This is a genomic window from Draconibacterium halophilum (assembly GCF_010448835.1).
GTDB lineage: Bacteria > Bacteroidota > Bacteroidia > Bacteroidales > Prolixibacteraceae > Draconibacterium > Draconibacterium halophilum.
The window spans coordinates 2,471,016-2,496,415 of sequence record NZ_CP048409.1 but is presented as its reverse complement, the minus strand read 5'-3'; the positions used below and the strand labels follow the sequence as shown (position 1 = coordinate 2,496,415).

The window sequence follows — 25,400 nt, the reverse complement described above, 5'->3', positions numbered from 1 at the left end:
ACCTGCATTTTCAAACACTACCTTTTTATGCCACCAAAACAATAACGACCGACCCGATGGAAAGACGCATAACATTAAATGATAATATTGCGAAAAGAAAAATGAAGATAATGGTTATTGGAAATGGGAGTAACGAAAAACAAAACTCCCTCTCCTCCGGAATCCGCATAATTTGCGCGTAAGGATTCCTATTATAATCGGTTCGCTATTTTACTTGTTACATTGTTTGTCCCTTTTTAGAACCAAACTTTTTCCCAAACAATTAAAAAACCACCTTCTAAGAAGGTGGTTTTTTAAATTTTCTTGCATTATGTTTAACATGTCAGATTTTCTATATAAAAAAGAAACTTGAAATAAAAATACAAAAACAATCCTATAGAACTACATCATTTCTTTGTATTTCTTTAATATCGATTCTCTTGTTTTCAAAACAGGCAATAAAATGCAGGCAAACGCAAGGTTATTCTGAAGACCATAATAGAACCTGAATGTGCTTGTTATATCTAATTTCGGAACATAATTCAAATAGCTTTTTACCAGATGCCAATTGTAGCATTATTGTAGAAATGTTTATCTTGACAGTAATTTTCAGAAAGAATATTAGACATTTGATGAGCTTTATGGATACGAGAATTATGCAATGTTCAGGTCGGCTATTACTTGGAGGGCTTTTTATTATGCTGATAAATGTACCTTTGTTTGCCCAAATCGGTCCCGGGCATAAAATTGAATTGTTGCTCCATCAAAAAAATCACGACAAAAGCTGGGTCGACAAAATGGCCAGGGAAATTAATGGATTAAAAGACAGTAATCCTCCTTTGGCGGCTGAATATGCCGAAATAGTATATGAAAAAAAGTTTTAATTATTTGCTAAGAAAATTGTAGTCGCCGGATTTTTATTGATAAGCAGCTATTCTGTTTTCGAATTTAAATTGTTCATATCCATTCGAGTCAATATATTCATTCTCAGACGCTGCTGATAAACACAAAGTACCCAAGGTATTACCAGGAATAGTTGTAGTAAAAATCAACTGACCATCTTTTACTTTTCATTTACTGTAATTTTTAAAAGTTCAATATAGAATTTTAACATATAAATAAAACACCACCTTTCTCCCCTATTCCTATTTCCCCTGTACCTTATGTGCCACAGCAGTTACGTAATCATTGGATATAACATCAGTAAACAAGCGCCGGGTTAAAATGTAAAAAGGCTCCCACAATTAGACAAACTCCTAACTATCTGATCATTACACAAAACAAACGGGAAATAAGGTTGGGAATCAACCTTTCAATTTTCAGGAAGTACTTACCGAAAACCTGCAATTCGGGCAGATAGGTTTGTGCTGATTCCCTAACAAATTGTATTTGCAGGCATAAATCATCATCTGTAGATGATTAACGATTCCCAGTTTTTCACGAATATTTTTTAGGTGTGTACGAACGGTGGACTTACTGATATGCAAGGAATTTGCTATTCCATTATGAGTTTCCTCTGTAACCCAGGTACTAAGCACCTGTTTTTCCCGGTAAGTCAATGTCGATTCACTTTGATCATGTTTGGAACAACTAAAAAATTTGTCTACTGCCTTCGGACATAAATATTTTCCTGAATTTACAATCTCGTGAATGGCCTCAATGACTTTTTCTGCAGAACAGGTCTTAACAACATACCCATTAATTAAAGGCATTATCATCTCCATAAGTTCGTGAGATATTAACTCAGAGATTACCAGTAATTTTACATTTGGAAACTGTAATTTTAATTTAGAAATGTATTCAAAATTTTTGGCAGACCACAACATAAATTCAAGAATGATTAAATCTGGACGTAATTCATTTATCGTTATAAATGTGTTATTCTGATTATTTACCATACCTACAATTTGAATATGTTTATGATGTATCAGATAAGAGCTGATACAATCAGCAACCAACTTCTGATCGTAGGCAACTAATATTTTCATTCCTTCATTCGAAATCATGGCAAACTGGACAAACAGTTACTATACAAGTTACAAAAAATATCTATTCAACTGTTTATTCCAAACTAGATTTTTGTTGAAACAGACTACAGTTTTGTCTATACTCCAACCCCAAATGTCCACTTTTTTCTAGCCTTATATTCAGAATGAATCAACAAAACAGGGATTGTCTGGCCTTCACAATTTTGTTAAATTGTTATTCCTCATTAGTTAAGTCAGAACCAAAACCAGGGTTTAATTATTAACCAAAAAATATTAAATCATGAAAACAATTATCCGTTATTCAAGCTATCTTTTTATTTTGCTCTTAATGAGCTGCTTAACTATTCTTTTAAGTAACTGCCAGAAAGGTGATTTTTTCCCAAACGTTGATGATGACTCTGACCGGCCGGAATGGGCTGGTGGAAATACGGAATCAAATGAACACATAAAAGGAAATGATGAATCAGGAACCACCCGTGGTGGCGACTATGGTGATTTATATGTACTACTGAGAGATGACAATGGTGTCCCCGAAATGACAGAAGTTGATGTTGACCAGGATGGTATAATTGAAGATGATGAACACTTTGTGCAACCAATCGACGCACTAACCGGATCAGTTATTGAGCTCGATCAATATGGCGAAGTTCCGGAATCGGCAAACCCAATTGAAGTGGACTTTGGTCGATTAAACATTGTTCGTTCACCTCAGTCGGTTTTAGATCAGGCCTTCGAAGAGGCCATGAAAGTTATTGAAGCCGGTGATGACTTTACGCTTGATTTCTGTGGCCGACTATCCATTTGGAATTATGATGAATTTGGCGAACTGGTAGTAACCAAGACAATCGACTCCCCACGCGAAAATATGGCCATGTACCAATACTTAATGAAGTATATGTACGAAAATACTGTTGAAAATAACTACGCCAATCGTATGGCTTTCTTAGCCGGATATCAAATCGATCCGCTATTGCTTGCTGCAGGTTGTTTTTCAGCTGGGTCGGATAAAACCGGTACCGTCGACATTGATGAAGTTGTTTACATTAATGGCTTCCTTGATTGTTATGGACTGAATCCGATTTTAAACGAATATGACTACGATTTTAACCACGATAACAATTACTATTGGAATTTTACAGAGCCACTCGAAGGAGAAGCTCAGTTTCAATACAACCGTGGGGTTTATCAAGACCGGTATATCCAGTTCCTGGTTTGGGATAATGCTTACTATCCTGTAAATGAGGACGGTGTTTCAGAAGGTCCGGTATTCTCAATTTACGACATTTTTGAGGGTATGGAAGACTTTAAAGGAATAGGAGCCCAGCCGCAATTTACTTATCGATGGAGCGATTTTGATCATACAAAAGTACAGGGTTTTGCAATAGCCGTTGATGATGCTGTGCAGGTTCTGGATTTTGTACACGGTGATTCAAATGTGCTTTTCTTACCAAATTATCAACCTTAAAACTATTTAATCACCAGGCAATTGTGGGTTTATCAAAATTTTTCCGTGTAGTAATCTGAAGAGTAGCCATCTGCCTTTCCCTGGCAGATGGTTCTCTAAAATCCGGCAATATGTTTACACATTGTACCATGACTTCTCTTTTAAAAGGCTGCATGCTTTTTATCTTTTTTTTTGGTTTTTCACGAAATTTACCCGCACAACCAAATAGGTTAAAAGCCGAATCAAACAGAACAGAATTAATTCTGTTTGCCAGGCAAAAAAATGCTACCTGGACCGCACAAAAGCGGACTGCAGATTCTATTGCCAATCGCTTCAATTTGCCTACATTTTATATTGAAGAAACCGGCCGCGTAGTTAGTCTTCAGCGACTTGGGCACAACAACCAACCTGTTTATTACGCCACCGACAACTTAAGTGTTGCTGCAACCCTTGCGGTAGATCAGGTTTGGTCGGCCAGCAACGAATACCCCGAACTTACAGGCGAAGGTGTTGAAATAAACCTATGGGATGGTGGAACGGTTTTGACAACTCACCAGGAGTTTCAAAGTTCTGATGGATCCCGAATTACAATGCGTGATTTAGATTTACCGGTGTCCGATCACTCCACACATATTTCCGGGACAATGATTGCCTCCGGGAAAAAATCTGAAGCCAAAGGAATGGCCGGGCATGCCCTTTTAAAAGGATGGGATTTAGACAATGATATTGCCGAAATGGCCAGCGCCGCCGCTGATGGAATAGCCATTTCAAATCATTCGTACGGGCCACTATGTGGTTGGTATTACAATGCACAAAACGAGAACTGGTACTGGTACGGTGATCCTGAAATCTCGGCTACCGAAGATTACGAGTTTGGTTTTTATAGCGATGTAAGTGCCGAACTCGATTACATTGCGAACCTTGCTCCCTACTACCTCATCGTAAAATCGGCCGGAAACGATAGAAACGACGGTCCGGAAACGGCTGTGTCTCATTATGTGTGGGACGAAAACTGGGTATTGGTTACTGACGAACGCGATCCTGACGGCGGCCAAGATGGCTACGACTGTTTGTCGCCGGTAGCGGTAGCCAAAAATATATTAACCATTGGAGCTGTTGATGATGCCAAAAATATGACTGTTTTTAGTGGCTTCGGGCCAACTGATGACGGGCGAATAAAACCAGATCTGGTTTCGGATGGCGTTGATGTTTATTCGCCTGTCTCTTCAACAATTACAAGTTATGATACTTACACCGGCACCTCAATGTCGACAGCAGCTGCCACGGGTTCGATTGCACTTTTGCTTGAACTCCAAAACCTGCTTCAGCCCGGGGTAAAATTAAGGTCTTCCACACTAAAAAGTATCTTAATACATTCGGCCGGCGATCTAGGCAATCCCGGTCCGGATTACAGTTTTGGCTGGGGCCTGATAAATATAAAAGCTGCAGCCGATATTATTTATAACAATTCAAACAATCAGGGGAAAAATATATATGAGGAAGTATTGAATGAAGGAGAAGTACTAACAATTCCTGTAAAAACGGCTAGCGAAGCCCCATTTTTAAAAGCCACAATTTGTTGGACAGATCCGGCCGGACAAGCTTCCTCTCCCGCTTTAAATCAACGAACCGGCAAACTGGTAAACGATCTTAATTTAACGGTAGAAAATACAACTACCGGCCAATCTTATCTACCCTGGATGCTCAATGTTGAGAGTCCGGCAGCTTCGGCTACGCATGGAACAAATCATATGGATAATGTTGAACAGGTATATTTCACAAATCCTGGGGAAAATGATTTTAATATCAGAATTTCGCATTCTGGAGCACTTTCAGGTGGTTCACAAATCTTCAGTTTGGTAATAACCGGAATTGAAACACAATCGGAAATTTACCCTCCTCAAAACTTAAGTTATGCTATTGAACAATCTGCTATTTTACTCAGCTGGGATCCTCCTGTTTCCGGAGTTCCTGAAAAATATAAGATTTACCGAAATGGTTCATTTCTGGTTGAAAACAATACGACAGCTTATTCCGATGCATCAATTATTTTCGATAATGAATATTCGTATTTCGTAACAGCCGTCTACACCATAAACAACGAAGAAACTGAAAGCATTAAAACCAATGAAGTTATAGTTTATCCCCGAACAGCTCGTTCTTTGCCTTATAACGCTGATTTCGAAACTGGTAAAGAAGACATAAAGATTAAAGACAACATTTCAGGATGGCAATGGGGAGATAGCGAATCACTGAATTGTTATTACCTCGATTTTTCAACCAACACCTCCAAGTTTATTGCGGCTGATTCCTATTCAGCAGGGGAAGCAGTACATGTTTCCGATATTGCTGCAACTCCCCCGTTATTGCTTGCCAATTATTCAGAAATTACTCTTTCTTTCGACTATTTATTAAAAACAGAAATTTATGATGCTATTGATGAATTGCACGTGGTTTACAAAATCCAGGAAGAAACGGAATGGCACGAATGGCTAAATTTGGAAAGCGCTTTTAACTGGGCACATAAAACAGTTGAATTGCCCCCTGAAATTTGTAAAAACGGCACTCAATTGGGCTTTTATTACGACGATCTTTATCAATGGGGAATGGGCACCGGATTGGATAATATTTCCGTTTCGGGCGAAGGAGAACCACGTGTTACTGACCTAATAATAACAGCTTTGAATTATCCGGTCTCTTCGTGCGTTTTATCCAACGATGAAAAGGTGTCTGTTTCAATCAAAAACCTCGGACCAGACACAGCTTTAGCAGGCGATAGTTTAACGATACAAATGAATTGCACCTTGAATGAAAGCGTTGAAGAAAAAGTGGTATTTACCGAAAAGCTTTTACCAAACGAAGTTCTAATACATGAAATGAGCAGTCATTTGGACTTGAGCGAAAAACAGAACTACATAGTTGAATTTCTGCTAACCAGTCCAATTGACAGTAACATAGCCAATAATTCATTCGTAAAAACCATCGAAGCATACGGAATTCCGCAACCAACAATCTTAACATCTGACCTTACTTTCTGTGAAGATGAGCAGCCAATTCTCATTGAAGTAATTCCCGATGGAGGAGAACTTTCCGGTGAAGGTATTACAGGACTTTACTTCTCCCCTGCTCTTGTCGGGCCCGGTACATACCCCATAACCTACACCGTTACCGACGAGAATGGATGCATCGGAGAAACAACGCTTCAGGTAGTTGTAGATTCCGTACCACATCCGGAAATTCTTAATTCAGAGCTTTCATTCTGCGAAGATCAGCAACCCATTTTAATAGAAGCAGTTCCCGAAGGTGGTATACTTTCCGGGGCTGGCGTGTCAGGGCTTTATTTCGATCCATCAGTGACCGGAGCGGGAACGCATACGTTATCATACACGGTTACCGAAAACAACTGCATTGGTGAAACCGAATTCCAGGTAATAGTAGATTCTATGATTCACCCCAAAATATTGAATGACAACGTTTCATTCTGCGAAGATCAGCAACCCATTTTAATAGAAGCAGTTCCCCCAGGTGGTATACTTTCCGGGGCTGGCGTGTCAGGGCTTTATTTCGATCCATCAGTGACCGGAGCGGGAACGCATACGTTATCATACACGGTTACCGAAAACAACTGCATTGGTGAAACCGAATTCCAGGTAATAGTAGATTCTATGATTCACCCCAAAATATTGAATGACAACGTTTCATTCTGCGAAGATCAGCAACCCATTTTAATAGAAGCAGTTCCCCCAGGTGGTATACTTTCCGGGGCTGGCGTGTCAGGGCTTTATTTCGATCCATCAGTGGCCGGAGCGGGAACGCATACGTTATCATACACAGTTACCGAAAACAACTGCATTGGTGAAACCGAATTCCAGGTAATAGTAGATTCTATGATTCACCCCAAAATATTGAATGACAACGTTTCATTCTGCGAAGATCAGCAACCCATTTTAATAGAAGCAGTTCCCGAAGGTGGTATACTTTCCGGGGCTGGCGTGTCAGGGCTTTATTTCGATCCGTCAATAGCCGGAGCAGGAACGCATACATTATCATACACAGTGACCGAAAACCACTGCATTGGTGAAATCGAATTCCTGGTAGTCGTAGATTCTATGATTTATCCTGTAATTTTGAATGACAACGTTTCATTCTGCGAAGATCAGCAACCCATTTTAATAGAAGCAGTTCCCGAAGGTGGTATACTTTCCGGGGCTGGCGTGTCAGGGCTTTATTTCGATCCGTCAATAGCCGGAGCAGGAACGCATACATTATCATACACAGTGACCGAAAACCACTGCATTGGTGAAATCGAATTCCTGGTAGTCGTAGATTCTATGATTTATCCTGTAATTTTGAATGACAACGTTTCATTCTGCGAAGATCAGCAACCCATTTTAATAGAAGCAGTTCCCGAAGGTGGTATACTTTCCGGTACTGCCGTGTCAGGGCTTTATTTCGATCCATCAGTGGCCGGAGCGGGAACGCATACGTTATCATACACAGTTACCGAAAACAACTGCATTGGTGAAACCGAATTCCAGGTAATAGTAGATTCTATGATTCACCCCAAAATATTGAATGACAACGTTTCATTCTGCGAAGATCAGCAACCCATTTTAATAGAAGCAGTTCCCCAAGGTGGTATACTTTCCGGGGCTGGCGTGTCAGGGCTTTATTTCGATCCATCAGTGGCCGGAGCGGGAACGCATACGTTATCATACACAGTTACCGAAAACAACTGCATTGGTGAAACCGAATTCCTGGTAATAGTAGATTCTATGATTCACCCCAAAATATTGAATGACAACGTTTCATTCTGCGAAGAGCAGCAACCCATTTTAATAGAAGCAGTTCCCCAAGGTGGTATACTTTCCGGGGCTGGCGTGTCAGGGCTTTATTTCGATCCGTCAATAGCCGGAGCGGGAACTCATACGTTAACTTACACGGTAGGCGAAAATGAATGTGCAGGTGAAACCGAATTCCAGGTAGTAGTAGATTCTATGATTCACCCCAAAATATTGAATGAAAACCTTTCATTCTGCGAAGATCAGCAACCCATTTTAATAGAAGCAGTTCCCGAAGGTGGAGTGCTTTCCGGCGAAGGTGTTTCTGAGCTTTACTTTGATCCTACTTACGCAGGACCAGGAACGCATACTTTAACTTACACGGTTACAGAAAACAACTGCACAGGTGAAATCGAATTCCAGGTTATTGTTTATGAGAAAATGTTCGTCGATCTTGGTCCAGATCAGGTGTTGGGAATTGAAGATTCACTAACGCTTCAAATTTCTGATTTTAATTGTTCTGTAGTTTGGTGCGATGGAACAACCGAAGCCAATCTCACCATTGTAGCCATCGAACTCGGTCTTGGCATCCATCCGATTTGGGTAAAAGTCTTCAATGAAAACTCTTGCTATTCCTCGGACACGATTCTGGTTACCGTCGAGAATTTCAATGCTGTTTCGGAGCTGAAAAATAACGAAGAAATACTAATCTATCCAAATCCCACAAGCAAGGGACTTACGGTACAATTAATTCAAAATGAATCAATTGACGAGCTATTATTATTTAGTACAGCCGGTGAGATGCTTATGAACGAGCAGGCAACAACAACTTCCTATTTTGATGTATCATTTCTCTCATCGGGGGTTTATTTCATAAAAATAAAAACCAACCTGCGAACGGCGCGAATTTGCCTCCTAAAACTGTAATATGCTATGAACATGAATATAAATTAAAAGAATAGAAACGATTATTCTGCAACCGAAAATCGACTAAGGCTGCAGATGCGTAATTAGGTAATAACTAAAATACATGTCATGAAACCACAACAATTGTTATTTTAATTTGCTATCCTGGCTATCGTTCTGATGCTTGCAGCTTGCACTGATAGTCAAAAGAATGAAGATATTATACTTTCCGATAATACGGAAGAAGAATCGTTAAACAACAATACGCTGTTACAGATTGAGACATTAACAGAAACAGACAGCCTGAGTTTAATTTTTATGCGGGAAGAAGAAAAATTGGCGCGCGATGCTTATCTTCTTTTGTTCTCAAAATATGAGCACCAGGTTTTCAATAATATTTCGCAAAGCGAACAAACACATACCGACGCTATTTTGAGGTTATTGAATTATTACAATCTGCATGATCCTTTTATCGACGTAATCGGAGAATTTAAAGATCCATCTCTGGCTACACTTTTCGATGAGTTGATGACATTGGGTGATAATAATCTGGATTCAGCATTAATTGTGGGAGCGCTTATTGAAGAAACTGATATTGAAGATATTGCTATTCTGGTGAAGGCAACAGATATTCAAAATATTATTCAGGTATACGAAAACTTATTAAGTGGTTCTGAGAACCATCTTAGGGCTTTTGTTCATAATTTAAGAAAAAGAGGAATTGATTATCAACCACGAATATTGCCGATTGATCAGTTTAACGATATAATAAACAATTAGATTCTCTGATATTCACGATAAAAGAAAAACAGATAATCGATGCCCATCGGTATCGGTAAATCACTTTTCTGCAAAGTACCATAATACACCACCAGTAGAGCAAGCATGCAATCAGCATAATAATGTTTAGAAAGCAATTTAAGTAAGCATTTTTAATCTAAACTTCTCATAGAACCCGTTTTATATCAACTAAAAATGCCATCACGTGTACTTTTACCGGTTAAAAATTTTATTTTTACTATAAATATTATTCACTAATATTGAGAAATACCTTGACCGACTAGCTTACTCAAAAAAAGCTTGCCGAAATCAGCTATTTAAAACCAAAACAATTAAGTACACTTATGAAACAATTACTGTTGCTCATTTCAATTTCTCTTTTCGCGTTTCTTCCGGGCTTTTCCCAAAGTACAGAAATAGTTTACCTGTCGGGTACCGATGCCGATAATACTGTTGAATGGAACTTTTTCTGCACTGATGGAAGAAACAGCAATGAATGGTCTAAAATACCGGTTCCATCAAACTGGGAGCTTCAGGGTTTTGGAACCTACAATTATGGCCACGACTGGACCAACGAAGATATTAAACTGGGAAAAGAACACGGCGTGTACAAACACGAGTTTGAAGTACCACGCAGCTGGAAAGGCAAAACTATCAATATTGTTTTTGATGGTTCGATGACCGACACTAAGGTAAAAGTTAATGGTAAATCTGCCGGGGAAATGCATCAGGGAGGATTCTATCGCTTTAAATATGACATCAGTAAGTTGTTAAAGTACGGCCAAACCAATTTGCTTGAGGTTGACGTTGCAAAACATTCGGCCAACGAATCAGTTAACCGCGCCGAGCGCCAGGCCGACTTTTGGATTTTCGGAGGAATTTATCGTCCGGTTTTTCTTGAAGTACTTCCTGAAATTCATATGAGCCGCACTGCCATCGATCCAAAAGCAGATGGTTCGTTTAACATTTTGATCAATTTAAGTGAATCAAAATCGGATTATTCAGCCACTGTAGAATTATTCGATCTTGAAGGAAATGAAATCGGATCGCCTGTTCATTCAACGATTAAGAAAGGAAACAAAGAAGCCTGGGTGTCGGGAAAATTTAAAAATATTAAAGCATGGAATCCGGAGTGGCCAACTTTGTATAACATGAAAATTTCGCTAAAAAAAGGAACTACTGTTTTGCACGAAGTTACTGAGCGAATTGGTTTCCGAACCGTTGAATTGCGTAAACACGATGGATTTTTCGTTAACGGCGAGAAGGTTATTTTTAAAGGAGTAAACCGTCACTCGTTTTGGCCCGAAACAGGTCGCACTCTCAGCGACAAGCATCATATCACAGACATTAGCCTGATGAAAGAAATGAACATGAATGCTGTTCGTTGTTCGCACTACCCTCCCGACAAACGTTTTCTCGATCTTTGCGATTCGATGGGACTTTTTGTGCTCGACGAAGTTACCGGCTGGCAACAAGGTTACGATACTGTTGTTGGCCCGAAACTGATTAAAGAAACGATTTTAAAAGACGAAAATCACCCAAGCGTTGTTATCCTTGACCACGGTAATGAAGGTGGTTGGGATTTCAGAAACGAAAAAACCTTTCATGAATACGATATTCAGCACCGCCCGATAATTTACCCATGGTTGTTACGTAACGGTGTTGATACGCACCATTATCCTCAATTTGACTACGCCATTGGAAGATACACTTCTGGTAACGATCCGTTTATGCCAACCGAATTACTTCACGGATTGTACGACGGTGGCCATGGTGCCGGGCTGGAAGATTTCTGGAGAAACTACCAAACTTCGCCGCTCCACGCCGGTGGGTTTTTATGGGTTTTTGCTGACGAAGCCATTTTGCGCACCGATAAACCGGGAACCGTTTTCGATGGCGATGGCAACCATGCTCCTGATGGAATTGTAGGCCCTTACCGAGAAAAAGAAGGTAGTTTTTATACCATCAAAGAAATCTGGTCGCCGGTGCAGATTGAGCCCGTGTCAATTGTAAAAAGCTGGAATGGAAGACTGTTTCTTTCGAACAAATATATCTACACCAACCTCAATCAGTGTACATTTAAATGGGAGGCGGTTAAAACCGGTCTCAATCCTAAAGATGAAAAACAAGTTGGTTCGGGAACAGTCAAAAGTCCTGATGCCAAACCGGGTGAAACTGCCCGGGTAGAAATTGAAATAAACAACATGCTTCAAAACGCTGATTTGTTTCGATTTACAGCCATCGATCCACATGGGGCAGAACTTTATACCTGGAGCTGGCCGGTCGTTCAGCCTAAAGAGAAAGCTAAAGAACTGTTGGCTGAACTTAACACCGGAAGTTCTGAGATTTCAATCCGGGAAACTGAACAGTCTGTAACCGCTGCTGTTGCTGACATAGAAATTGAATTCAACAAAAAAGACGGAACACTATTATCGGTGAAAAACGGTAAAGGAAACGTATCGTTTACTGGTGGTCCTGTTGCTGTCGGCGTAGATCACGAAGTTACCGGCACCAAATGGGAAATGGATAACGAAGGTAATTTCCGGTTTGAGATTACCAGCAAAACATATCCCCGTCAAATGACCTGGACACTGGAGAAAAGTGGCTTACTTGAACTGGAGGCCAATCCGCTTCGCGATAGAATATCTGATATTGATTTTGTGGGTATTTCATTTAACTACCCCGAGAGTAAATGTACTGGTGTTAAGTGGATGGGCCGCGGACCTTACCGTGTATGGAAAAACCGGATGAAAGGTGCTAATATTGGTGTTTGGGAAAAAGACTACAACAATACAATTACAGGCGAAAGTTTTAACAACATGGTATATCCCGAGTTTAAAGGCTATCATGGAAACTTATTCTGGGCAACACTTGAAACCACAGAAAGCCCGATAACGATTATTTCGGAAACGCCAAACCTATATTTCCAGCTGTTTAAACCGGCAAAACCGCAACACGTGGCCGGAGGTACTTTCCCTGCATTTCCTGAAGGTGATATTTCATTCCTTTACGAAATCCCGGCTATTGGAACCAAGTTCTATCAAACCGACCGATTAGGACCGACAGCAAAAAGAGGAGTGTTCTCTGAACGCCGGGGCGACGATAGTTACCCGATTATTTTGTGGTTCGATTTTAGGGCAGAATAAAACACTATGCACTGAAAATACAAAGTTTTAAGTCTTGATTGAAATTCGATTTTTCAGGGCAGAAACAAAAGTCTTTGAATAGTTATTCACTAGTGTCTGGTTAAATAATTCAAATATGAATAGATTCTCTGCCCCGGGCAGGCAGGTTCGCTTCATTATATTTAGCTCTGAATGACAGAGATGCTGAAACAAGTTCAGCATGACGAATCTGGCAATGTCTAAAAAAAGTTAAGAACGTCATCCTGAACTTGTTTCAGGGTCTCAAAAATAAATCTGTAATTGGCAGCGAAGCAAGAAATTTGTATAATGTTTACCGGACACCACTGATAGCTATTATATAAGTTTCTTATCCGCCAATTGCTTTTTTAGAATATCATGTTTCTTCCAAAACCTGTCTTTTATCTTTTGTAGGATTTCTTCAAACTCCGGGTGATTTTTTAGTGGATTATAAATAGGATCCTCTTCTATAAATACTAAAATCCAATACTGGTAATTATCTTGTGTTGCAAAGATTTTTAGTTGATCAATTACCTGTTCGTTTTTTCCCTCGTACGCATACTTAACCGCCATGCTGGCACTTTTGTAAATCGATTGATCCTTTTCGCAATACCGCGCATACGCATCGAAATATTTTGTGGCCTGTTCATCGCGCCCCATCTTTTGGTAAACCCAGGCAATTTTCAAATCTTCATGAGGATAAATATCCAAGGCATATTCTTCCCGGGCGTTCACAAACTTTTCATAATAATAAAAAGCACTGTCATATTCTTCTTCGTAATAGTGGAATTTAGCCACTTCCTGCAATATGTCAAGCCGGGTAGTATCTTTCGACCATTCATACTTTAATAGTTTTTTAGTCTGCTCAGTATTTCCGTCCCTGGCATAAAGTACAAATGCTTTTAAAAGTGGTGCGTAATAATTCTCCGGATTATAGTCCAGCGACATATTAATATAAGTTGTGGCCTCATCAATAAAACCGTTTTGAATGAGTGCATTACTCAGAGTCAAATAGATATAGCTTTTACCAATGGAATCGTTAGCAGCAATATCGAGTTGAATTCCTTTTAAAGCGTACTCCAGATATTTATCAGTATTGGGAATAGAACTGGCATATAAGCCTGCAAGCATTTGAACCACTGATGATGAATTAGGATTGTATTCCAGCGCTTTCTCCAAATGTGGCAAAGCCAATTTATACTCTTCCACTTGCATATAATAAAGTGCTTTGGCGATCAAGCTTTCAGCAGATCGTGAATCGTAAAGCAGCGCTTTGTCAGCAAAATTGTTGATTTGCTCGGTATATTGTTTTTGTTTCTGGTTTACATCGAGAAAGTAATACGCTATAGCCACATTGGCGTAAGCCAGCGCAAACTGCTTGTCTTTTTCAATGGCTTTCTCGAATAACGGAATCGCTGTTTCCAGGTTTTCCTTCGTTCTGGTGTATGAATAATCCAGCGCCCGGAGGTAATAATCGTAAGCCTCCAGATTTTCAGTAGGTATTTTCTCAATTTGTTTTAATTCGGCAGGAGTAACAATAGCCTCAATAGCATCGGCAATTTTTCGTGCCACCTCATTCTGAAGCGTAAAAACATCATCCACTTCGCGACTGTATTGTTCGCCCCAAATTGGCCGGTCGGTGGCTGCTTCAATCAGTTGGATATTGAGCAAAACCTGGTTTTCAAAACGTTGTCCACTCCCCTCAACCAAATAATTCACATTCAACTCATCAGCAATTTCCGGAATACCTTTGTCCGTATTGCGATACTTGGCTACCGAGGTTCGGCTAATTACGCGCAGATCGCTAATTTTCTGAAGGTTGTTTAAAGTCGATTCCATGAGCCCGTTTACAAAATAAAGATTTAGCGAATCGCTGCTTTCGTTTACAAAAGGTAATACGGCAATCGATTTCTCTAACTCAACGGGAGTTTGTTTTTTTCTGCTGAAAAGAAAAACAGATAGAACCATTACCACTAAAGCCATTGCCCCAAGCGCATACCATTTGTATTTATTGAAAAGACTTTCATGAACATTTTCGCTCTCCTCCGTTAAAACTCCTTTCCGTACTTCGCCGGGAGAATAACCGTATTGTTCGCGAAAACATTTAATGAAATACGAGGTGTTTCCAAAACCAACCTCGTACGAAATCTCAGCAACAGTCAACGAAGTTTGTTTTAGCAGCTCCAGACCTTTTGTAACGCGTACCTGACGAATAAACTGACTGGCGGAGAGCTTGGTGTGCGTTTTTATTTTTCGGAGTAAACTTGATCGACTCATATTCATAAGCTCGGCCAGTTCAGAAACGCCAAATTGCTCATTCGAGATGTTCTCCAGAATGATCGCTTCCGCTTTTTCGATAAAATCTGCTCCGAAAATTGATGTGTCCGACATGCTGAATTTAATTGACCCGAAAGTAGAAAAATTTATGAAAATGCTAGCGCAAAAAAGCCCTGTTGCTTCAAATGTGGCATTATTGCATCATAAGTTGCATGCCCGATTCAAACTTAACACTTATCGCTGCATATGGTTTAAATCAAGCGTTTGCGAAACCCTGATCTTTGTACAAACAGATTTCAAAATCAAAAACATTAAAAATTTAAAAGATGAAGACACTAAAAAGAATTTCAATGAAAACAGTAGTAAATTTTTTGTTCATTTTACTTTTAATCTTTACGTCATGTGCTAATTCAGGTAGTAACAATAATCTTCAGTCAGGAAATGATACCAAAGTAAAGTCGAGCGTTGAAAAACCAAAAGTTGATTTGCATAGCGCAATTATGTCGGGCAACCTGGAAGCCGTTAAACAACACGTTGAAGCCGGAACAGATATTAATAAAAAAGATCAAATGAGTGGATCAACACCATTAATTTCGGCGGTATCGTTTGGCCGTAAAGAAATTGCAAAAGAACTAATTGATACAGGTGCAGATCTGAACTTAAAAAATAATGACGGATCGACTGCTTTGCACTCCGCCGCATTTTTTTGCCATATCGAAATTGTGCAAATGCTTATGGATGCCAATGCCGATAAAACATTAAAAAACAATTTCGGCGCAACTGCCCGCGAATCTGTTTTGGCCCCATTTGCTGATATGAAACCTATCTACGAAATGATGCAGCATCAATTACAGCCGCTCGGTATAACAATCGATTTAGCAGAAGTGGAAAAAAACCGCCCTGTAGTTGCCATGATGTTGCAGTAATCAAATTAAAGCTAAATGAATATGAAAACAGAGAGAAGATACGATATTGATTGGTTGCGTGTTGTGGCAATTGGCTTATTACTCATTTACCACATAGCCATTGTTTTCCAGCCGTGGGCTATGTTTGTTGGCTTTATTAAAAGCAGCGAACCTCTTGAAAATTTATGGAAACCGATGACACTGCTAAATATTTGGCGAATTCCGCTTTTATTTTATGTATCTGGTATGGGTTTATTTTTTGCCATGCAAAAACGAAATTATCCACAGTTGCTTACCGAACGTACACGCCGGATTCTGATCCCCTAATTTTTGGGGTGCTGGCCATCGCACCGCTTCATTTTATCATATTTCAGAAATTCTACAATTTACCCATGAGTTATTACCCTCATGCCGGACATTTATGGTTCCTTGGAAATATCTTCATTTATGTGCTAATTCTCACTCCTCTTTTCTTTTATCTGAAAAAAAAGGAAGAAGGGAAATTCAGAAAAGGGCTATCCTTTTTAATGAAAAATCCACTTACCCCTTTGGCATTATCCATCTTTTTTGTTTTGGAGGCACTCATTGTAAATCCTCAAATTTATTCAGTTTACGCTGAAACATGGCATGGATTTTTTCTCGGCCTGCTTGCCTTCTTTTTTGGCTTTCTGTTTGTGTACACCGGACAAGTATTTTGGCAAACCGTATCGAAATGGAAATGGTTGTACATGGGATTAGCTGTGGTTTTATATGTAATCAGATTGATGGTATTCGAAACAACGTCACCCAATTATCTTATGGCCATCGAATCAAATTGCTGGATATTTGGCGTTTTTGGTCTGGGTTACCAATACCTCAACAGACCAAGTAAGGCGCTCAGCTATTTAAGTCAGGCTGCTTATCCTGTATATATAATTCATATGTTTGTTTTATATGCAGGCTCACTATTAATTCTGCCTCTGCAATTGCCGCCAATGTTAAAATTCATTGCCATAACAGCATTTACATTCGCCATGTGTTATTTTATTTATGAGTTTATGATCAGGCGAATCGGGTTTTTAAGACCGCTGTTTGGATTAAAACCAAAATTCAACAAAATTGGGAAGAGACTGTTGCAGAAGGCAGTATAAAATGCTTCATCCAATATAATATTGCGATAATGAAAAAGAAACAAACAACACTAATAATCAGAATTATGCTATTTACAGGAACGGCCATATCACTATTTTTTGTTCCGTGGTTATTGTTGAAAATTATGCTTACTCCACTCCCTGATACCGTTCAGGGCCAACTCGATAAAAGCATAAAATATGGTTTCGACGGAATAATCGTTTACGTTGACGAAGCCGGAAAAGAACCTGCTTTTTATGCTTCCGGATACAATAACAGAGAAAACAAGATTCCTGCCGATCCTCATTCATTGTTCAAAATTGCCAGTATCAGTAAGCTGTATAATGCGATTGCCGTTACCAAATTGGTTAGCGACGGACGTTTGTCGCTCGATAAAACACTGGCCGATTATTTTCCGGAATTGGTAGGAAGAATTGAAAACGCTGACAAAATCACACTAAGAATGATGGTGCAGCACCGCAGCGGAATTCCGAATTTAACCGATACGCCAAACTTTTGGGCTACTCCACCATCGAGTAGAGAGGAGGCACTTGAGCTCATACTTGATTTACCGGCCGACTTTGCTCCCGATGCAAAGTATAGATACTCGAACACCAACTATTTGTTGATTTCCATGCTGATTGAAAAAGTGACAGGAGAAGATGTTTTTCAAATAATTAAAAAGGAAATTCTGAATCCACTTGGGCTGAAAAATACGTATGGATCAGTTAACGAGCAAAATTTCGACGATGTAATGAGTGGTTATTATGTTGGGATTGAAGAAGATATTAAAGCCGAAGATTACGGAACCAAACTTACATCGATGGTTGCCAGTGCCGAAGACCTTGGCATTTTCCTGCGTGCATTAAACGATGGATCGGTGTTTAACGATGGCGAGCAGGAAATCTACTCCTCCATTTATGTGTACGATCACACCGGGTTAATGCCGGGATATATGAGTATTGCCAAATACCACAAAGACATCGACACGGTTGTTATTCAATTTGTAAATACTACCGATTTTGAAGGATACGAATGGAGTATAATGGAAATTGTATACAGGCGGGTTGTGAGAATCGTAAAGAAACATAATGATGCCCACTGATGGAATTCACCGGCAACTCATTACTTATAAACCATATTTAAAGCAGCGCCGATAATACCGGCGTTGTTTTCCATTTCGGCAGGTACTACCGGTGTATCCAGTTTGATACAATCCTGAAATTTCTCCATTTTTTTACTCACTCCCCCACCAATAATAAACAGGATGGGATTAAACATCTTATCGTAATAATCCAGTGCTTTATTAAATCGTGATCCCCATTCATTCCACGACAAGTCTTTTCGTTTTCGAACCGAATCCGCCGAATAGCGTTCAATGGTTTTGCCTTTGAATTCAAGGTGTCCCAACTCAAGGTTCGGCACCAGGTGCTTGTCGATAAAAATAACGGTTCCGATTCCGGTACCGACAGTTAGTAAAAATACCATTCCCTTTACTTTGGCTCCGGCACCAAAATGTATTTCGGCAATTCCGGCGGCATCAGCGTCATTAACGCACTCCACCTCGCAACCGGTTTTTTCTGATAGTTTCTTATTTACTTCCTGTCCGATCCAACTTTTATCGATGTTTGCTGCGGTTAACATCACGCCGTTTTTTACTACAGCGGGAACACCAACGCCAACTTTTCCTTTCCAGTTAAAATGCTCAGTAAGTTGTGCCATCACCTCCGCCACAGCATCAGGAGTTGCAGGTTGCGGAGTTTCAATTCGGTGTCGTTCTGTAACCAGTTCACCGGTTTTGGTATCCACAATTGCTCCTTTAATTCCCGATCCTCCAAAATCAATTCCTAGTACTTCCATGTTTTTATCGTTTTGAACCACTAATTTACGATAAACATCGGGTTATTGGAAAAGATTATAAAATTAGCGGTTAAAGATTTATTAACCGGGGACCGGAAAGAGGCAAAAGAAAAGCGGATTTACGGGCAGAAATCTTTAATTGATTTCCCGAAAATCCGCTTCCGTATCTTCTTCGCAGAATGAACTAGAATTGATAAAGTTCATCAGCCCGAATCAGTTCGGTTTTATGTTTTTGCAGCATTTCCACGCAACGTTCAACACGTGTAGGGCGAATAACAGTAACGGCTCCTTCATCCTTCATCGAAAAAGCGTACATGTATTCAATAAATACTTCTTCCTGTTGCAGAATATCGAGCAGTTTACTCAGGCTTCCCGGCTTATTTGGTGTTTTGGCCAAAACAACTTCTGTGGTTTTAACTGAAAATGCATTTTCTTTTAACACCGTACATGCCTTTTCGGGATCGGAAACAATCATACGCAGGATTCCAAAATCGGATGTGTCAGCAATGGTAAAAGCCGACAGGTTAACACCGGCATCGGCCAATATTTGAGTTACTTCGTTTAATCTTCCACTTTTGTTCTCTAAAAAAACGGATACTTGTTTTATGATCATGGTGTTTAGATTTTACGGTTATCGATTACACGTTTTGCTTTTCCGGCGGTACGCTCAATAGTTTTTGGTTCCACCAGTTTTACATCTACCGAAATACCAAGCGTACTTTGAATATTATGCGTGATTTTCTTTTTCAGTTTCTCCAGTTCGCGCACTTCATCCGAGAAGAACTGCTCCTGCACTTCCACCATCAGTTTCAGTATGTCGAGTGTTCCTTCGCGTTCTACAATTAGCAGATAGTGTGGTTCTGTTTCGCTCATCTCGAGCAATACACTTTCAATTTGCGACGGGAATACATTCACCCCGCGAATAATCAGCATATCATCCGAACGGCCTTTGCATTTTTCCATACGCACCAGTGTACGTCCACATTCGCATTTATCGTAAATTAAGCGGGTAAGATCGCGGGTACGGTAACGCAAAATTGGAATCCCCTCTTTGGTGATGGTTGAAAACACCAGCTCTCCTACTTCACCCGGCGCCACAGGCTCCAGCGTTTCGGTATCGAGAATTTCCGGAATAAAATGATCTTCGTTAACGTGCATGCCAACTTGGTGCTCGCACTCGCACGATACGCCGGGACCAATCACTTCACTCAAACCATAAATATCAATGGCTTTCAACTTCAGTTTTGCTTCAATTTCCTTACGCATACTTTCGCTCCACGGCTCGGCACCAAAAATTCCAACACGCAGTTTCAGCTCTTCGGGGTCGATACCCATTTCCTGCATCACTTCCGCCAAAAACAAAGCATACGATGGTGTACAGGCAATTACCGACGAACCAAAATCCTGCATCAGCTGAATTTGCTTTTTTGTATTTCCACCTGAAATTGGAATTACCGTTGCACCAAGATTTTCGGTTCCGTAATGCAACCCCAAACCACCGGTAAACAGTCCGTAACCATAGGCCACCTGCACAATGTCGTTGCGCGTAACACCCGACATACAGAGCGAGCGGGTAACCACTTCTGCCCACATGCTCAAATCGTTTCGGGTGTAGCCAACAACGGTTGGTTTTCCGGTAGTTCCCGAGCTGGCATGGACACGCACAATTTCGCTCATGGGTACGGTAAACATTCCAAACGGGTAGTTATCGCGTAAGTCGGTTTTGTTGGTGAACGGCAGGTTTTTTAAATCTTCCACAGATCGAACATCGCCGGGTAGCATCCCAATTTCCTGCATTTTTGCGCGGTAGCTGGGTATATTGTGGTAAATACGCTGAACAGTTTGTTTCAACCGTTCGCTTTGAACAGCGGCCATCTCATCGCGAGAGGCGCATTCTATCTTTTCATTCCAAATCATAAAATTTTTGTTGATCTTTGGTTTTACATGTTGTCTTTTTTCTACAATCTGGCATTCACCGGATGCTATTTTCCGTAAACTACTTTGTCTTCAAGGATTTTCACATGGTTGATTTCCAAACGACGAACAGCCTCCAAAACATCGGGGACTTCAAGCAACAGCACCGCAAGATTATTCTCGGCAATCAGGCGTGTGTAAGCAGTTTCAATATGAATCCCGGCACGAGCAATCTTCATCAGAATTTCATCCAGGCCACCCGCTTCATCTTTCATTTCAAGAGCTATTACCTCTTTCATGGCCACCGAGTTTCCATGATCGGCGAGAATTTTATAGGCTTCATCGGGCTGATCGACCAGCAAACTTAATACGCCCCAGCCGTGTGCCATGTTATTTAAAGTAAGCGTACGAATATTAATTCCTTCTTTTTTTAACAGCGCAGTAACCGCTTCAAAATGTGTGATTTTGTTTTCTAGAAATACTGATATTTCAAATGCCATAATTGTAGTTTTTTAGTTTATTCAACATGATTACTGTAAAAATAAAGTTTCTCAGGTAAAGATTCCCCATCAAAATCATTATTTCACTGCAATTAAAACCTTTTCTTCTATTTTATTCCGTGGTAACAGTTTGCCAAATGTTCGTCGGATGTTTTTTGAGAGAACATAGAAACAGCCACCAAAACAACAATCGATACCGGCATTGCAATCATAATCGGGTCGACGATCATCCACGGGAACTCGTTTGCCAGTGTAGGTTTTCCAAAAAGTGCCTGACAAATACCCAGTGGTTCCGATTCTTTTGCATGCATAAAAGTTAGGGCAAAAGCACTCGCCACCAGGCCCGACAAAATACTCCAAACGGCAGCTGTTTTTGTTGCCCGTTTCCAGTACAGTGCCGCAAAATAAACCGGCAAAAAGGCTGCCGCACAAATACCAAAGAAAATGGCTGTTCCGCGTGCAACAATACTTCCCGGCAGTTTATAACCAATTATTATACTGATGATTATTGCAACAATTATTGATAATTTCGATAACAGCATGGAGTTAAATTTCTTTTTAGGAAAAACATTTTCAATAAAATCGCGGCCCAGCGAAGTTCCCATTGCGTGGAACTGCGAACTAAGGGTTGACATTCCGGCTGAAAGTAATGCCAGCATAAACAGGTAAACAAACCATTCGGGCATAGCCGCATTAATATATTCAGGAATAATCAGGTCGACATTTCCCTGGGCAAACTGAATAGCTAACTGCCCCGATTCGTTGTAAAAATACACATTGGAAAGTGCTCCCACAGTATAAATAAAACCAGTAACCACAAAAATAAAGATACCACCAATCAGTACCGCACGGTTCAGTTCGCGGTTACTTTTTACAGTCATAAAACGTACAATAAGCTGTGGTTGAGCCAATACCCCAATTCCAACGCCTAGAATAATATTCGTTGTTAAAGCCCACCACCACGGCGAATTCATTTTCGGGAAAGCTGTCCAGCCTTCATGACCGGCGGCTTTGAGGTTGTCGGGTACTAAATCAATCATATTGGTAAGTGCATGATGAGCAGCACTAACACCGCCGAGTTTCTGGTAAGTAACAATCAAAAGGAAAAACAAACTCAGGAACATAATACTTCCCTGCAGTGCGTCGGTGTACATTACTCCTTTTAATCCACCGGCAATTACATACGCTGCAATTATAATGGAGAAAAAAGTGAGTGCCAGCGAAAAATCAATTTCAAAAATACTTTCGATAAAACGAGCACCACCAATAAGTACTACGGCGGCATAAAGTGGCATAGAAACAAATATTACAGCCCCACTGATCATTTGAATTTTTTTCGACTGAAAACGGTTTCCCAGGAATTCGGGAAACGTATGAGCATCGAGGTTATGCCCCATTTTTCGGGTAACGCGCCCAAAAAATATAAAAGCGATAAATACGCCAATGATTATATTTAGCGCCGTTAACCAAATCAATCCCATTCCGTACACACCGGCAATTCCACCAAAACCAATAATAGCCGAGGTAGAAATAAAAGTGGCTCCGTATGACATAGCCATCACAAAAGGATGAATATCTCTTCCGGCAAGTAAATAATCTTTTGCCGTTTTTGTTTGGCTGTAGCCCCGGTATCCGAGATAAGCAATAACTAAAAGGTAGATTACAACTACCAATCCCAAGGTAAAAGTGTTCATAGCAGTTGTTTTAAATTTCGTCTTTTAAATGTTCGTCTTTTTCTTCCCAATCCAGGTCGCGCTGAATTTCGTCGGTACTGGTTTCCATTCCTTTATTCCAGTTTAATGCCCCGTAAACCACACAGGCAATTAAACCTACCACTGATAAAAGGTAGCCGAGAATTATCCCGGGATCGTTGATTCCAAGCATAAGTTTTTTAGTTTTTTGGTTGAGTTTTTTTATTGACTGGTTCCGTAAACGGTTTGGTCGTCGATGATTTGCACGCCTTGTTTTTTCAGTTTTTTTATTGATTCGGCATAATCATCAACATTCAATATCAGAATAGCTTTTTGTGTTTCAGTGATCACGCGGCCAACAGCATTGTCGAAATTTACTTCGGCCCTGGCCACTTCCATCAGCAAATCATCGAGGCCACCCGCTTCATCTCGCATTTCAAGTGCTATTACTTTGCGCAGCGCCACTGACACTCCTTTTTCAGAAAGTGCCTTTTTTGCCTTTTTAGGGTCGTTGACAATCAGGTTGAGAATTCCCCAGCCGTTTGCGGTATCGTTTATTGCCATCGACCGGATATTGATTTGAGCTTCTTTCAACACACTTGTAATCCGTTCGAAATGACCGATCTTATTTTCGAGAAATATTGATACTTCGTAAGCCATAGTTTTAAAGCTGGAAGACAGAAGCAAACTACCTGTATTTAAACGGCAGCTCCTTTTTCCATTCTTTTCTGCTCTTCCATTTTTTATTGGTTTGATTTAATTTTTATCTCAATACTGTTGACTGTTAACTGTGACTGTCAACTAATTCAAAAGTCCGTTTTTACGGTTATCGGTAACGCGAATAGCCTTTCCTTCCGATTTTGGAATGGACCCGGCTTCCACCAGCTTCACTATCGGTTTTGCCAGCACTTCGTCGCGAATCTGGCGGGTAATGGTTTTGCTCAGGCTATCCAGGCGTTTTATATCTCCCCTAAACCAATCAGATTTCACTTCCACTTCTACCACCATTTCATCGGCGCCGTTCATCGTTTCCAGGTTGATCATATAATCCGATCCCACCTCAGGAATTTTCATCAATACACCCTCAATTTGCATCGGGAATACATTACAACCTTTTATAATGAACATATCGTCCGATCGGCCGGTAATCCTGTCGATGCGGCGATGTGTGCGTCCACATTCACATTCTCCCGGAATAATTCGAGTAATATCGCGGGTTCGGTAGCGAATTAAGGGCATGGCTTCACGATCGAGCGTTGTCATTACCAGTTCCCCATATTCGCCGTCCGGAACGGGCTGAAGTGTTTCAGGATCGATAATTTCCACCAAATACGAATCTTCCCAAATGTGCAGACCGTTTTGGTGCGTGCACTCAAATGCCACGCCCGGGCCATTCATTTCAGAAAGTCCAAACGAATTAAAAGCTCGTACTCCATACATTTCTTCAATACGTTTGCGTTGTGCATCGGTGTGTGGCTCAGCTCCAATAACCAGTGTTTTTAGTTGTGTATCCTTTTTCGGATCCAGACCTTCAGCCTCAAAAACTTCGTACAAACGCCCCAGGTAACTAGGAATAGCATGTGCCGCTGTTGTTCCGTAATCGCGCATCAGTTTAATCTGGCGCAAGCTGTTTCCTGCTCCGGCAGGAATACTTAAAGCGCCCAGCGTTTCAATACCATACTGAAAACCCAATCCGCCGGTAAACAAGCCGTAGCCACAGATATTCTGAAAAACATCGGTATCGCGAACTCCTGCACAAAACAGTGAGCGTGCCATTAGGTTTGCCCACGAATCCAGATCGTGGCGGTTATGAAAAATTACAGTTGGATTTCCGGTAGTTCCACTTGAACTGTGCAACCTGATAATGTCTTTTTTCGGTAAGCTTAAAAAGCCATACGGAAAATTATCGCGAAGATCCTGTTTTGTGGTAAAAGGTAATTCCGTAATCTGCGAAATGTCCTTTATAACACCCGGTTTTATTTTCTTTTTGCTGTACAATTCACCGTAAAACAACGAGCGGCAAGCACTCTCAATTGTTTTATTCAGTCGCTCAAGCTGAAGCTGTTGCAAATCTTTCTTCTCCAGGGTCTCAAACTCCTCCTGCCAAAATTCTAACGTCATC

Annotated in this window: 18 protein-coding genes and 1 pseudogene; 9 read left to right on the top strand and 10 right to left on the bottom strand. The window is 40.4% G+C overall.

Translation table 11 applies throughout. The features are described from left to right. The first annotated feature begins 620 nt into the window (after positions 1–620). A complete protein-coding gene (locus tag G0Q07_RS10065) occupies positions 621–863 on the top strand; it encodes a hypothetical protein (protein ID WP_163345980.1) in 243 nt (80 codons plus the stop codon). A 435-nt stretch (positions 864–1,298) separates the two neighbouring features. Here the strand turns inward: G0Q07_RS10065 and G0Q07_RS10060 are convergent, their stop codons facing one another. Then, entirely contained in the window at positions 1,299–1,967 is a 669-nt protein-coding gene (locus G0Q07_RS10060) for a LuxR C-terminal-related transcriptional regulator (protein ID WP_163345979.1), read from the bottom strand. A 280-nt stretch (positions 1,968–2,247) separates the two neighbouring features. Here G0Q07_RS10060 and G0Q07_RS10055 point away from each other — a divergent pair, with 280 nt between their 5' ends. The 4 genes from G0Q07_RS10055 to G0Q07_RS10040 all read left to right on the top strand — a co-directional run bounded on the left by G0Q07_RS10055 (position 2,248) and on the right by G0Q07_RS10040 (position 13,024). Beyond that, a complete protein-coding gene (locus G0Q07_RS10055; protein WP_163345978.1) occupies positions 2,248–3,432 on the top strand; it encodes a hypothetical protein in 1,185 nt (394 codons plus the stop codon). 110 nt (positions 3,433–3,542) lie between these two features. Continuing rightward, the gene (locus G0Q07_RS10050; protein WP_163345977.1) at positions 3,543–9,119 is read left to right on the top strand and encodes a S8 family serine peptidase; all 5,577 of its coding nucleotides are present in this window, start codon (positions 3,543–3,545) and stop codon (positions 9,117–9,119) included. A gap of 159 nt (positions 9,120–9,278) precedes the next feature. Beyond that, positions 9,279–9,878: a DUF2202 domain-containing protein gene (locus G0Q07_RS10045; protein ID WP_163345976.1), complete on the top strand. Its 600-nt coding sequence runs from the start codon at positions 9,279–9,281 to the stop codon at positions 9,876–9,878. A gap of 344 nt (positions 9,879–10,222) precedes the next feature. Beyond that, positions 10,223–13,024, top strand: coding sequence for a glycoside hydrolase family 2 protein (locus G0Q07_RS10040; RefSeq protein ID WP_163345975.1), 2,802 nt, complete (start codon positions 10,223–10,225; stop codon positions 13,022–13,024). 333 nt (positions 13,025–13,357) lie between these two features. Here G0Q07_RS10040 and G0Q07_RS10035 read toward each other — a convergent pair whose 3' ends face one another. Beyond that, a complete protein-coding gene (locus G0Q07_RS10035) occupies positions 13,358–15,412 on the bottom strand; it encodes a helix-turn-helix domain-containing protein (protein WP_163345974.1) in 2,055 nt (684 codons plus the stop codon). 236 nt (positions 15,413–15,648) lie between these two features. On the opposite strand from G0Q07_RS10035, the gene G0Q07_RS10030 reads away from it, so the two are divergent. From G0Q07_RS10030 to G0Q07_RS10020, 3 genes and pseudogenes are all read left to right on the top strand, one after another. Beyond that, complete coding sequence (locus G0Q07_RS10030; protein WP_203532499.1) at positions 15,649–16,224, top strand: ankyrin repeat domain-containing protein; 576 nt, start codon at positions 15,649–15,651, stop codon at positions 16,222–16,224. 15 nt (positions 16,225–16,239) lie between these two features. Further along, positions 16,240–17,333, top strand: a pseudogene (locus G0Q07_RS10025) (acyltransferase family protein). A gap of 29 nt (positions 17,334–17,362) precedes the next feature. After that, a complete protein-coding gene (locus G0Q07_RS10020) occupies positions 17,363–18,418 on the top strand; it encodes a serine hydrolase domain-containing protein (RefSeq protein ID WP_163345972.1) in 1,056 nt (351 codons plus the stop codon). Positions 18,419–18,438: 20 nt separating this feature from the next. Here the strand turns inward: G0Q07_RS10020 and ppgK are convergent, their stop codons facing one another. Further along, a complete protein-coding gene (gene ppgK / locus G0Q07_RS10015; RefSeq protein WP_163345971.1) occupies positions 18,439–19,173 on the bottom strand; it encodes a polyphosphate--glucose phosphotransferase in 735 nt (244 codons plus the stop codon). Between the two features lie 45 nt (positions 19,174–19,218). Here ppgK and G0Q07_RS10010 point away from each other — a divergent pair, with 45 nt between their 5' ends. Then, positions 19,219–19,356, top strand: a complete 138-nt coding sequence (locus tag G0Q07_RS10010; RefSeq protein ID WP_163345970.1) for a hypothetical protein — start codon at positions 19,219–19,221, stop codon at positions 19,354–19,356. 1 nt (position 19,357) lies between these two features. Here the strand turns inward: G0Q07_RS10010 and G0Q07_RS10005 are convergent, their stop codons facing one another. The 7 genes from G0Q07_RS10005 to G0Q07_RS09975 form a co-directional block, all read right to left on the bottom strand. Beyond that, on the bottom strand, positions 19,358–19,786 hold the full coding sequence (locus tag G0Q07_RS10005) for an ACT domain-containing protein (protein WP_163345969.1): 429 nt from the start codon (positions 19,784–19,786) through the stop codon (positions 19,358–19,360). A 5-nt stretch (positions 19,787–19,791) separates the two neighbouring features. After that, entirely contained in the window at positions 19,792–21,090 is a 1,299-nt protein-coding gene (locus G0Q07_RS10000; RefSeq protein WP_163345968.1) for a phenylacetate--CoA ligase family protein, read from the bottom strand. 65 nt (positions 21,091–21,155) lie between these two features. Then, positions 21,156–21,587 carry a hypothetical protein gene (locus tag G0Q07_RS09995; protein WP_163345967.1) on the bottom strand — a complete coding sequence of 144 codons (432 nt, stop codon included), beginning with the start codon at positions 21,585–21,587 and terminating at the stop codon, positions 21,156–21,158. Between the two features lie 107 nt (positions 21,588–21,694). Further along, positions 21,695–23,281, bottom strand: a complete 1,587-nt coding sequence (locus tag G0Q07_RS09990) for a sodium:solute symporter family protein (RefSeq protein ID WP_163345966.1) — start codon at positions 23,279–23,281, stop codon at positions 21,695–21,697. 10 nt (positions 23,282–23,291) lie between these two features. After that, the gene (locus G0Q07_RS09985) at positions 23,292–23,471 is read right to left on the bottom strand and encodes a symporter small accessory protein (protein WP_163345965.1); all 180 of its coding nucleotides are present in this window, start codon (positions 23,469–23,471) and stop codon (positions 23,292–23,294) included. 29 nt (positions 23,472–23,500) lie between these two features. Beyond that, a complete protein-coding gene (locus tag G0Q07_RS09980) occupies positions 23,501–23,938 on the bottom strand; it encodes an amino acid-binding protein (protein ID WP_163345964.1) in 438 nt (145 codons plus the stop codon). A 141-nt stretch (positions 23,939–24,079) separates the two neighbouring features. Beyond that, positions 24,080–25,399: a phenylacetate--CoA ligase family protein gene (locus G0Q07_RS09975; protein WP_163345963.1), complete on the bottom strand. Its 1,320-nt coding sequence runs from the start codon at positions 25,397–25,399 to the stop codon at positions 24,080–24,082. Position 25,400 lies beyond the last annotated feature (1 nt).

Bases quoted from the DNA above. Each gene is read 5' to 3' on its own strand.
- ppgK (WP_163345971.1), bottom strand. From the start codon at position 19,173: ATGGAAGTACTAGGAATTGATTTTGGAGGATCGGGAATTAAAGGAGCA.
- G0Q07_RS10005 (WP_163345969.1), bottom strand. From the start codon at position 19,786: ATGATCATAAAACAAGTATCCGTTTTTTTAGAGAACAAAAGTGGAAGA.
- G0Q07_RS10030 (WP_203532499.1), top strand. From the start codon at position 15,649: ATGAAAACAGTAGTAAATTTTTTGTTCATTTTACTTTTAATCTTTACG.
- G0Q07_RS09995 (WP_163345967.1), bottom strand. From the start codon at position 21,587: ATGGCATTTGAAATATCAGTATTTCTAGAAAACAAAATCACACATTTT.
- G0Q07_RS10060 (WP_163345979.1), bottom strand. From the start codon at position 1,967: ATGAAAATATTAGTTGCCTACGATCAGAAGTTGGTTGCTGATTGTATC.
- G0Q07_RS10050 (WP_163345977.1), top strand. From the start codon at position 3,543: ATGTTTACACATTGTACCATGACTTCTCTTTTAAAAGGCTGCATGCTT.
- G0Q07_RS10000 (WP_163345968.1), bottom strand. From the start codon at position 21,090: ATGATTTGGAATGAAAAGATAGAATGCGCCTCTCGCGATGAGATGGCC.
- G0Q07_RS09980 (WP_163345964.1), bottom strand. From the start codon at position 23,938: ATGGCTTACGAAGTATCAATATTTCTCGAAAATAAGATCGGTCATTTC.
- G0Q07_RS10055 (WP_163345978.1), top strand. From the start codon at position 2,248: ATGAAAACAATTATCCGTTATTCAAGCTATCTTTTTATTTTGCTCTTA.
- G0Q07_RS09985 (WP_163345965.1), bottom strand. From the start codon at position 23,471: ATGCTTGGAATCAACGATCCCGGGATAATTCTCGGCTACCTTTTATCA.
- G0Q07_RS09975 (WP_163345963.1), bottom strand. From the start codon at position 25,399: ATGACGTTAGAATTTTGGCAGGAGGAGTTTGAGACCCTGGAGAAGAAA.
- G0Q07_RS10035 (WP_163345974.1), bottom strand. From the start codon at position 15,412: ATGTCGGACACATCAATTTTCGGAGCAGATTTTATCGAAAAAGCGGAA.
- G0Q07_RS10045 (WP_163345976.1), top strand. From the start codon at position 9,279: ATGCTTGCAGCTTGCACTGATAGTCAAAAGAATGAAGATATTATACTT.
- G0Q07_RS10020 (WP_163345972.1), top strand. From the start codon at position 17,363: ATGAAAAAGAAACAAACAACACTAATAATCAGAATTATGCTATTTACA.
- G0Q07_RS09990 (WP_163345966.1), bottom strand. From the start codon at position 23,281: ATGAACACTTTTACCTTGGGATTGGTAGTTGTAATCTACCTTTTAGTT.
- G0Q07_RS10040 (WP_163345975.1), top strand. From the start codon at position 10,223: ATGAAACAATTACTGTTGCTCATTTCAATTTCTCTTTTCGCGTTTCTT.
- G0Q07_RS10065 (WP_163345980.1), top strand. From the start codon at position 621: ATGGATACGAGAATTATGCAATGTTCAGGTCGGCTATTACTTGGAGGG.